The organism is Streptomyces sp. NPDC058307 (genome assembly GCF_042880295.1).
In the GTDB taxonomy this organism is placed as follows: Bacteria; Actinomycetota; Actinomycetes; order Streptomycetales; family Streptomycetaceae; genus Streptomyces.
The window spans coordinates 1-8841 of record NZ_JBHVYZ010000081.1 but is presented as its reverse complement, the minus strand read 5'-3'; the positions used below and the strand labels follow the sequence as shown (position 1 = coordinate 8841).

Annotated in this window: 8 protein-coding genes; 5 read left to right on the top strand and 3 right to left on the bottom strand. The window is 69.1% G+C overall.

Annotated elements, in window-relative coordinates; all coding sequences use genetic code 11:
• The first annotated feature begins 914 nt into the window (after positions 1–914).
• The 3 genes from ACFVYN_RS36630 (at position 915) to ACFVYN_RS36620 (ending at position 4816) form a co-directional block, all read left to right on the top strand.
• Positions 915–1574 (top strand): response regulator transcription factor, encoded by a 660-nt coding sequence (locus ACFVYN_RS36630; RefSeq protein ID WP_028808164.1) that lies wholly within the window; start codon positions 915–917, stop codon positions 1572–1574.
• A gap of 241 nt (positions 1575–1815) precedes the next feature.
• Positions 1816–3744 carry a 2-oxoacid:acceptor oxidoreductase subunit alpha gene (locus tag ACFVYN_RS36625; protein WP_390006464.1) on the top strand — a complete coding sequence of 643 codons (1929 nt, stop codon included), beginning with the start codon at positions 1816–1818 and terminating at the stop codon, positions 3742–3744.
• The gene (locus ACFVYN_RS36620) at positions 3737–4816 is read left to right on the top strand and encodes a 2-oxoacid:ferredoxin oxidoreductase subunit beta (RefSeq protein ID WP_390006463.1); all 1080 of its coding nucleotides are present in this window, start codon (positions 3737–3739) and stop codon (positions 4814–4816) included. The genes ACFVYN_RS36625 and ACFVYN_RS36620 overlap by 8 nt, the downstream gene beginning before the upstream one ends.
• Positions 4817–4876: 60 nt before the next feature.
• Here the strand turns inward: ACFVYN_RS36620 and ACFVYN_RS36615 are convergent, their stop codons facing one another.
• The 3 genes from ACFVYN_RS36615 to ACFVYN_RS36605 all read right to left on the bottom strand — a co-directional run bounded on the left by ACFVYN_RS36615 (position 4877) and on the right by ACFVYN_RS36605 (position 6627).
• Positions 4877–5113 (bottom strand): hypothetical protein, encoded by a 237-nt coding sequence (locus tag ACFVYN_RS36615; protein WP_390006462.1) that lies wholly within the window; start codon positions 5111–5113, stop codon positions 4877–4879.
• A gap of 323 nt (positions 5114–5436) precedes the next feature.
• The gene (locus tag ACFVYN_RS36610; protein WP_390006461.1) at positions 5437–6003 is read right to left on the bottom strand and encodes a DUF6082 family protein; all 567 of its coding nucleotides are present in this window, start codon (positions 6001–6003) and stop codon (positions 5437–5439) included.
• A gap of 228 nt (positions 6004–6231) precedes the next feature.
• Positions 6232–6627, bottom strand: coding sequence for a winged helix-turn-helix transcriptional regulator (locus ACFVYN_RS36605; protein ID WP_390006459.1), 396 nt, complete (start codon positions 6625–6627; stop codon positions 6232–6234).
• A 91-nt stretch (positions 6628–6718) separates the two neighbouring features.
• Between ACFVYN_RS36605 and ACFVYN_RS36600 the strand changes: the two genes are divergently transcribed.
• Both ACFVYN_RS36600 and rarD read left to right on the top strand, forming a co-directional pair.
• Positions 6719–7573: an SDR family oxidoreductase gene (locus ACFVYN_RS36600; RefSeq protein ID WP_390006457.1), complete on the top strand. Its 855-nt coding sequence runs from the start codon at positions 6719–6721 to the stop codon at positions 7571–7573.
• 128 nt (positions 7574–7701) lie between these two features.
• Positions 7702–8706, top strand: a complete 1005-nt coding sequence (gene rarD / locus ACFVYN_RS36595; RefSeq protein WP_390006455.1) for an EamA family transporter RarD — start codon at positions 7702–7704, stop codon at positions 8704–8706.
• Positions 8707–8841 lie beyond the last annotated feature (135 nt).

Sequence of the window (8841 nt, the reverse complement as noted above, 5' to 3'; positions counted from 1 at the left end):
GCAGGGGGTGGGGGTGGGGTGGTTTGGTGTTTTTTGGGGGGGGGGGGGGGGGGGGGTTTTTCCCCCCCCCGCCGCCCCTACCCATTCCCGTCCCAAGGGGCTGCCGCCCCTTCGACCCCGCGGGGGCTGCGCGCCCGACCTCCCTACGGTCCCCCCATCGGGTTCGCCCCGGACCTCGTCGGCCCGAAGGACCCGCCGTCCTCAGACGCCGGCCGGGCTGAGAGATGTGGCCTGCGAGGCAGAAGGTGGCCCGCGCAGACGCGTAAGGCTCTGCTGCGAGAGACTGCCCCCTGCCTGGCTTCTCGCATGGGGCGCGCTCGGGCGGAGTGCCTCCCGGGGGAGGCCTGTCGCCCGGGCGGGGCGCTCCCGGCTGCACGCCCCGCCGGGGCAGGCGCCGCCGACAGGCACCCGGATACGCGCCACCGCGCAGCCCCACGGGCGTGGAAGCCTGAGGCCGGGCCCTCTCCGCTGCCCGCGCCGCCGGGTACGCCCCGCCGGGACAGCAACCGCCGACAGGCACCCCGGATACGCACCACCGCGCAGCCCCACCGGCGTGGAAGCCTGACGCCCGGGCACTCCCGGCTGCACGCGCCGCCGGCGTACGCCCCGCCGGACAGGCACCCCGGGTACGCGCCGCCGGAACAGGCACCGCCTGCAGGCACCCCGGGCAGGCACCGCCGCGCAGCCCCCGGGCAGGACTCGCATCCTCCGTCCGCCGGCGCCCCCCGCCGCGCCTGCGGCCGCCGAACCTGGCCGGATTCCGAGCGTGGACCCTCTCTTTCGGGGCTTTGTTCGGATTCAGGGGGCCCTATTCCCGTTGCCCGCGCCCGCCCGCATCCGAATGCTGGAATGCTGGACTTGTCCAGCAAGTGGGCAGGCAGTGGGCTGGGGGGCCGAGAGTCGTGGAGGACAGGGTGCGGGTGGTCATCGCCGAGGATTCAGTGCTGCTGAGGGAGGGCCTGACCCGGTTGCTGACCGACCGCGGGCACGACGTCGTGGCCGGTGTGGGCGACGGGGAGGCACTGATCAAGACCATCGGTGAGCTGGACGCCCAGGGCGAGCTGCCCGACGTCGTGGTCGCCGATGTGCGGATGCCTCCGACGCACACGGACGAAGGCGTACGAGCCGCCGTACAGCTACGCAAGGCACATCCCGGTCTCGGGGTACTCGTACTGTCGCAGTACGTGGAGGAGCGGTACGCCACCGAGCTGCTGGCCGGGTCCAGTCGCGGGGTGGGGTATCTGCTCAAGGACCGGGTCGCGGAGGTGCGTGAGTTCGTGGACGCGGTGGTGCGGGTGGCCGAGGGCGGCACCGCCCTCGACCCCGAGGTGGTCGCTCAGCTGCTGGGACGCAGCCGGAAGCAGGACGTGCTCGCCCATCTCACTCCCCGGGAGCGGGAGGTCCTGGGGCTCATGGCCGAGGGGCGCACCAATTCGGCGATCGCGCGGCAGCTCGTCGTGAGCGACGGGGCCGTGGAGAAGCACGTCAGCAACATCTTCCTGAAGCTCGGGCTGTCCCCGAGCGACGGGGACCACCGGCGGGTGCTGGCGGTACTGACCTACCTGAACTCATGAACATCTGACACCGTGTCAGATCAGCGGACGGACCGAGAACCGAGAACGATGAGGGAGCGTCTTCAAGGAAAGCGCCGGGGGGCGAGTAAGTCGTGACAAGTCAGGTCTTTGAATCGTCTCAAATCGACGTCCATCATGCGAATGGCCGAGGGAAGGCGACCCCCGCGGTCGTAGGGTTGATCCTGGGAAGGCCTGCGGGAAGGCCGCTCCCGAACAGCCGCCCAGAGGGAGGTCCAGTTCAGTGACCAGTCAGGTCAGCAGCCCAGCGGAGCAGGCCGACGAAGCCGTCGTGGGAGAGCAGCGCAAAGAGGCCGGCGTGAAGGACGTCCGCCGCCTCGACCGGGTGATCATTCGTTTCGCGGGCGACTCCGGGGACGGGATGCAGCTCACCGGGGACCGTTTCACCTCGGAGACCGCGTCCTTCGGCAACGACCTGTCCACCCTTCCCAACTTCCCCGCCGAGATCCGGGCCCCTGCCGGAACCCTGCCGGGTGTCTCCTCCTTCCAGCTCCACTTCGCCGACCACGACATCCTCACGCCGGGTGACGCGCCGAATGTGCTCGTGGCCATGAACCCGGCCGCCCTCAAGGCCAACATCGCCGATCTGCCGCGCGGTGCGGAGATCATCGTCAACACGGACGAGTTCACCAAACGGGCGATGCAGAAGGTGGGGTACGCGGCCTCGCCGCTGGAGGATGGCTCGCTCGACGGGTACAGCCTTCATCCGGTTCCCCTGACCACGCTGACCGTCGAGGCCCTCAAGGATTTCGACCTCAGTCGCAAGGAGGCCGAGCGCAGCAAGAACATGTTCGCGCTCGGCCTCTTGTCGTGGATGTACCACCGGCCCACCGAGGGCACGGAGAAGTTTCTGCGGACCAAGTTCGCGAAGAAGCCGGAGATCGCCGAGGCGAACCTGGCGGCGTACCGGGCCGGCTGGAACTTCGGTGAGACGACCGAGGACTTCGCCGTCTCCTACGAGATCGCCCCGGCCACGAAGGCCTTCCCAGTCGGCACCTACCGCAACATCTCCGGGAACCTCGCCCTGTCCTACGGGCTGGTCGCCGCGTCCCGTCAGGCGGACCTGCCGTTGTTCCTGGGCTCGTACCCGATCACTCCGGCCTCGGACATCCTGCACGAGCTGAGCAAGCACAAGAACTTCGGCGTACGGACCTTCCAGGCCGAGGACGAGATCGCGGGCATCGGCGCGGCCCTGGGCGCGGCCTTCGGCGGCTCGCTCGCGGTGACGACGACCTCCGGTCCGGGCGTGGCCCTGAAGTCGGAGACGATCGGTCTCGCGGTCTCCCTGGAGCTGCCGCTCCTGGTCATCGACATCCAGAGAGGCGGGCCGTCCACCGGTCTGCCGACCAAGACCGAGCAGGCGGACCTGCTGCAGGCGATGTTCGGGCGCAACGGCGAGGCGCCGGTGCCGATCGTCGCCCCCTGCACCCCGGCCGACTGCTTCGACGCGGCACTGGAGGCCGCCCGGATCGCGCTGACGTACCGCACGCCGGTGATGCTGCTGTCGGACGGCTACCTGGCCAACGGCTCGGAGCCCTGGCGGATCCCGGAACTCGACGAACTCCCGGACCTGAGCGTGCAGTTCGCGCAGGGGCCGAACCACACCCTGGACGACGGCACCGAGGTCTTCTGGCCGTACAAGCGCGACCCGCAGACCCTCGCCCGCCCCTGGGCCGTCCCCGGCACACCCGGTCTCGAACACCGCATCGGCGGGATCGAGAAGGAGGACGGGTCGGGCAACATCTCCTACGCCCCGGCCAACCACGACTTCATGGTCCGTACCCGCCAGGCCAAGATCGACGGGATCGACGTACCGGATCTGCAAGTGGACGATCCGCACGAGGCGCGCACGCTGGTGCTGGGCTGGGGATCGACGTACGGCCCCATCACGGCGGCGGTACGGCGCCTGCGGACGGCCGGCGAGTCGATCGCGCAGGCACACCTGCGCCACCTCAACCCCTTCCCACGCAACCTGGGCGCGGTGCTGAAGGCGTACGACAAGGTCGTCATCCCGGAGATGAACCTCGGGCAGCTCGCCACCCTGGTCCGGGCGAAGTACCTGGTCGACGCGCACAGCTACAACCAGGTCAACGGCATGCCGTTCAAGGCCGAACAGCTCGCCACGGCTCTCAAGGAGGCCATCGATGGCTGAGACGTCCACGGAAGGCACGGGCACGATCGAGGCACTCCAGCTCGTCCCCAAGGCCGAGGCGCGCCAGAGCATGAAGGACTTCAAGAGCGACCAGGAAGTCCGCTGGTGCCCCGGCTGCGGTGACTACGCGATCCTGGCCGCCGTACAGGGCTTCATGCCGGAGCTGGGGCTGGCCAAGGAGAACATCGTCTTCGTCTCGGGCATCGGCTGCTCGTCACGGTTCCCGTACTACATGAACACGTACGGCATGCACTCCATCCACGGGCGGGCACCGGCGATCGCGACCGGTCTGGCCGCGAGCAGGCGGGACCTGAGTGTATGGGTCGTCACCGGTGACGGCGACGCGCTGTCCATCGGCGGCAACCACCTGATCCACGCCCTGCGCCGCAACGTCAACCTGAAGATCCTGCTGTTCAACAACCGGATCTACGGCCTGACGAAGGGCCAGTACTCCCCCACCTCCGAGGTCGGCAAGATCACGAAGTCGACGCCGATGGGGTCGCTGGACGCCCCCTTCAACCCGGTGTCCCTGGCCATCGGCGCGGAGGCGTCCTTCGTGGCGCGGACGGTGGACTCGGACCGCAAGCACCTCACGTCGGTGCTGCGTCAGGCGGCCGCTCACCCCGGCACCGCGCTGATCGAGATCTACCAGAACTGCAACATCTTCAACGACGGCGCCTTCGAGGCCCTGAAGGACAATCAGCAGGCCGAGGAGGCGGTGATCCGGCTGGAACACGGTCAGCCGATCCGCTTCGGCGCGGACCTCTCCAAGGGCGTGGTGCGGGACGCGGCGACGGGTGACCTGAAGGTGGTGCCGGTGACCGCGTCCAACGAGGCGGAGATCCTCGTCCACGACGCGCACTCCGCGTCCCCGACGACGGCGTTCGCCCTGTCCCGCCTGGCCGACCCGGACACGCTGCACCACACACCGATCGGGGTGTTCCGGTCGGTGACCCGGCCGGTGTACGACACGCAGATGGCGGACCAGCTGGACGCCGCGATCGAGCAGAACGGCAAGGGGGATCTGGGAGCGTTGCTGGCCGGGGGTGACACCTGGACGGTGGTCGGGTAGTCCCCGGCCGACGGAGACGACACAGGGCCCGGACGCCACTCGGCTTCCGGGCCCTTTCCGTCATGCGTCGGGGATGTCCCGTTTGGCGCGGAGCAGGGTGTCACGGGTGATCACGACGATGCGTTCGTAGTCGGCCCGAGCGGCGTCCGACGGGAGCAGCGCGTCCAGCTCTTCGGTGCGGTCGGTACCGATGACCGCGAAGCTCCCGTCACTCAGCTCGAAGAGATCCGGACAGGTTTCCATCGTTCCGCTGCCCCGCAGCTTGGGTGGGTCTCCGAGACGGCGAACGATGCTCACTGACACCTGCGGGCTCCCTCTGTACGTCCCCTCTTGCCGGCGGCTGCCCGGACGTGTCGAAGGAGCAGGCACACCCAGGCCCGCTGAGCGACAGCGCAGGATCAGCACGCAGCGGAGAAGGGCCACTGGATCTGAAAGTGCCGACGGACGCGAGAGAGCCCTTCCGCGTCGCGGCGGCGTCACACCGCATTCGGCCGACCGTTACAGAGTGACACATGTTCCGCAAATTACGTAACTTGCTGTAACCATGTCGCCCTGTGTCCTTGTCTGCAATTGAGCCCCATGTCGCAGCGACAAGTCGACAGTCACCGACAAAGCGGCATTCAGGACCCTTGCCCCCCTGCATCCGGCCCCACGATCCACCACTCCTCGGGTTCGTCCGCCAGCTCCTCGATCATCACGTCGACGACCTCACCGACCCGCGCCTCCGTCGACTCGGCGGGCAGGGACCTGCGGTGCTCGATGGTGCGGTCCCAGTACTCGGCGAACAGCTTGTTGCGGCACAGGACCCGCAGATGTCCGACGAGTTCGTTCCAGGTGTACATCCCGATCTGGTGGGCCATCAAGAGACTTCCGTACTCCCGGTTGGCGAAGATCATCTGCCGTCGCTTGACCTCGGACAGGCCCGTCAGGGTGCTCCCCGCGTCGGCGAGCGACGGATCGTCGATCGCCCGGTCCATCTGCTCCAGGGTGAGCCGGTACTGCTGGATCAGATTCGCCCGGTGAATCTCCTCCGTCATCAGCCTGAGCTGACCGAGCAGTTCCAGCAGGACGTCCTCCTGGTGTCGCCGCCGCGAGCCCCGGGTGAAGAAGGCTCGCATCAGGCCGCGTCCCGAAGCGACAGCAGAACCGATCCTGCTGCGGCGGACGGCCGGAGTCTGTGTGGCCATGTCAAGGCATCCCCCTGGATCCGGTGACCGTGCGCCGTGAGGTGGCATGGCGGGTCGGCACACGGTGGGCGTGGCACTCCGCATCCAGCGTGCCCGTCGACTCAAGTCGGCGCGGGAGGCGGAGAGGGGGCGCATGGAAGGATGCGTCTCGCATGTCGACCGAAGCCCTGACGCATGTGTGCCCCCTGGCGCCGTGTACATGCCTTCAGGCGAACCCACCGAGATGCGTCAGCCCTGCTCAGATCCCCTCTTCCGCGCGTCGTACACCTCCCGCGCCTCCTGCACCGCCCCCATCCTCCTCGAAGTCCACTCCGCCAGCCCCCGTACCTGTTCCGCCGCCTCGCGGCCGAGGTCGGTCAGGGAGTAGTCGACTCGCGGTGGGATCACCGGCTTGGCGTCGCGGTGGACCAGGCCGTCACGCTCCAGGGTCTGGAGGGTCTGGGTCAGCATCTTCTCGCTCACCCGGCCGATCGCCCGGCGGAGTTCGCTGAAGCGGTGCGGGCGGTCCATGAGCTGGATCAGGACCAGGACGCCCCAGCGGCTCGTCACGTGTTCCAGGACGAGGCGGTGGGGGCACATCGCCTCGTCCGACACGTTCAGGGCCTGCTTGTTACTTACTGTCATGCCAGTACCTTACTTCAAAGTGGGTACTTTCGCAGAGTTAGCGCTTCACCTATGGTTAGTGTCACCGCACCCCACAAGGAGATCGCACATCATGAGCATCGTCGTCACCGGAGCCACCGGAAACCTCGGCCGCCACGTCGTCGAGCAGCTGCTCGAGAAGGTTCCGGCCGAGCAGATCACCGCCGTCGTCCGCACCCCGGAGAAGGCCGCCGACTTCGCGGCGAAGGGCGTGAAGATAGCGGTCGCCGACTACAACACCCCCGAGACCTTCGACAAGGTCTTCGCGGCCGGCGACAAGGTGCTGCTGATCTCCGGCAACGAGTTCGAAAAGGGCCGCCCCGCCCAGCACCAGGTCGTCATCGACGCCGCCAAGGCCGCGGGCGTCGCGCTCCTCGCGTACACCAGCGCCCCGGGCAGCCTGACGGCCGCACTCGCGGACGACCACCGGGCCACCGAGGAGGCCCTCCTCACCTCCGGCGTGACCTACTCGCTGCTGCGCAACGGCTGGTACAACGAGAACTACACCGAGAACCTCGCCCCCGCCCTGGAGTACGGCGCCGTCGTCCAGGCCGCCGGTGACGGCCGTGTCTCCACCGCCTCGCGCGCCGACTACGCGGCCGCCGCCGTGGCCGTGCTGACCGGCGAGGGGCACGAGAACACGACGTACGAGCTCGGTGGCGACGAGCCCTGGGGCTTCGCCGAGTACGCGGCCGAGCTGAGCCGGCAGACCGGCAAGGAGATCGTCTACAACGCCGTGTCCGTCGACGACTACATCGGGATCCTGACCGGTGCCGGACTGCCCGCCCCCTTCGCCGCGACCCTCGCCGGCGTCGACGCCTCCATCGAGAAGGGCGAACTGGTCGTCACCTCCGGCGACCTGGCCCGGCTGACCGGCCGCCCGGCCACCCCGATCGCCGCGTCGATCGAGGCCGCGCTCAAGGGCTGATACTCCCCCAACGGGCCCTTGGGCGCTCCACCCCCGGCTGTCATGACCGTATAGCGATACGGGCATGACAGCCGGGGGTACTCGGCGTTACCTTCGGGCAGGCGAGGACAGCGCGAGGAGGAGAGTCCGTGAAGTCGAGGGGCGAGCGGCACATAGGTCTGCTGAACGGCTTCGCCGCGTACGGGATGTGGGGGCTCGTGCCCCTGTTCTGGCCGCTGCTCAAGCCCGCCGGGGCCGCCGAGATCCTCGCCCACCGGATGGTGTGGTCGCTGCTCTTCGTGGCCGTCGCGCTCCTGGTCGTACGGCGCCGGGCCTGGGCCGGTGAGCTGCTGCGGCAGCCCCGGAAGCTGGCGCTGATCACCGTGGCCGCCGCCGTCATCACCGTGAACTGGGGCGTCTACATCTGGGCCGTCAACAGCGGTCACGTGGTCGAGGCCTCCCTCGGGTACTTCATCAACCCGCTCGTCACCATCGCGATGGGTGTGCTGCTGCTCAAGGAGCGGCTGCGGCGGGTGCAGTGGGCGGCGGTCGGGATCGGGACCGCCGCGGTGCTCGTCCTGACCGTCGGATACGGCCGGCCGCCGTGGATCTCCCTCACACTCGCCTTCTCCTTCGCCACGTACGGCCTGGTCAAGAAGAAGGTCAACCTCGGCGGGGTCGAGTCGCTGGCCGCCGAGACCGCGATCCAGTTCCTGCCCGCGCTCGGCTACCTGCTGTGGCTGGGCTCGCGGGGCGACCTCAGCTTCGCCTCCGAGGGCCCGGGGCACGCGGCGCTGCTCGCCTCGACCGGCGTCGTCACCGCGCTCCCGCTGGTCTGCTTCGGCGCGGCGGCGATCCGCGTGCCGCTGTCCACGCTGGGACTGCTCCAGTACATGGCCCCGGTCTTCCAGTTCCTGCTCGGCATCTTCTACTTCCACGAGGCCATGCCGCCGGAGCGCTGGGCCGGGTTCGCGCTGGTCTGGCTGGCGTTGACGCTGCTCACCTGGGACGCCCTGCGCACCGCGCGGACGGCCAGGAGGGAGATCACGAGGCCCAGCGCCACCATGACGACGGGCACGGTCGGCGCCGTACGGAAGGCGGAGAGCCTGGCCCCGGGTCCGGAGTCGCCGGCCTCGCCCCGCGCCAGGCCGTAGACCGGCGTCACCGCCTGAGAGCGCGGCGGCCCGGTCGGCCTAGGGCCGACGGGCGGCCGAGGCGGTGTCAGCGGGGCCGGTGATGCTCCTATTGCCTGTCAAGCGGCTTGGAGCCAGTCGCGGTAGGCGTGGGCG

Excerpts from the sequence above, each read along its gene's own strand:
- ACFVYN_RS36620 (WP_390006463.1), top strand. The coding sequence starts at position 3,737 with ATGGCTGAGACGTCCACGGAAGGCACGGGCACGATCGAGGCACTCCAG.
- ACFVYN_RS36610 (WP_390006461.1), bottom strand. The coding sequence starts at position 6,003 with ATGGCCACACAGACTCCGGCCGTCCGCCGCAGCAGGATCGGTTCTGCT.
- ACFVYN_RS36605 (WP_390006459.1), bottom strand. The coding sequence starts at position 6,627 with ATGACAGTAAGTAACAAGCAGGCCCTGAACGTGTCGGACGAGGCGATG.
- ACFVYN_RS36600 (WP_390006457.1), top strand. The coding sequence starts at position 6,719 with ATGAGCATCGTCGTCACCGGAGCCACCGGAAACCTCGGCCGCCACGTC.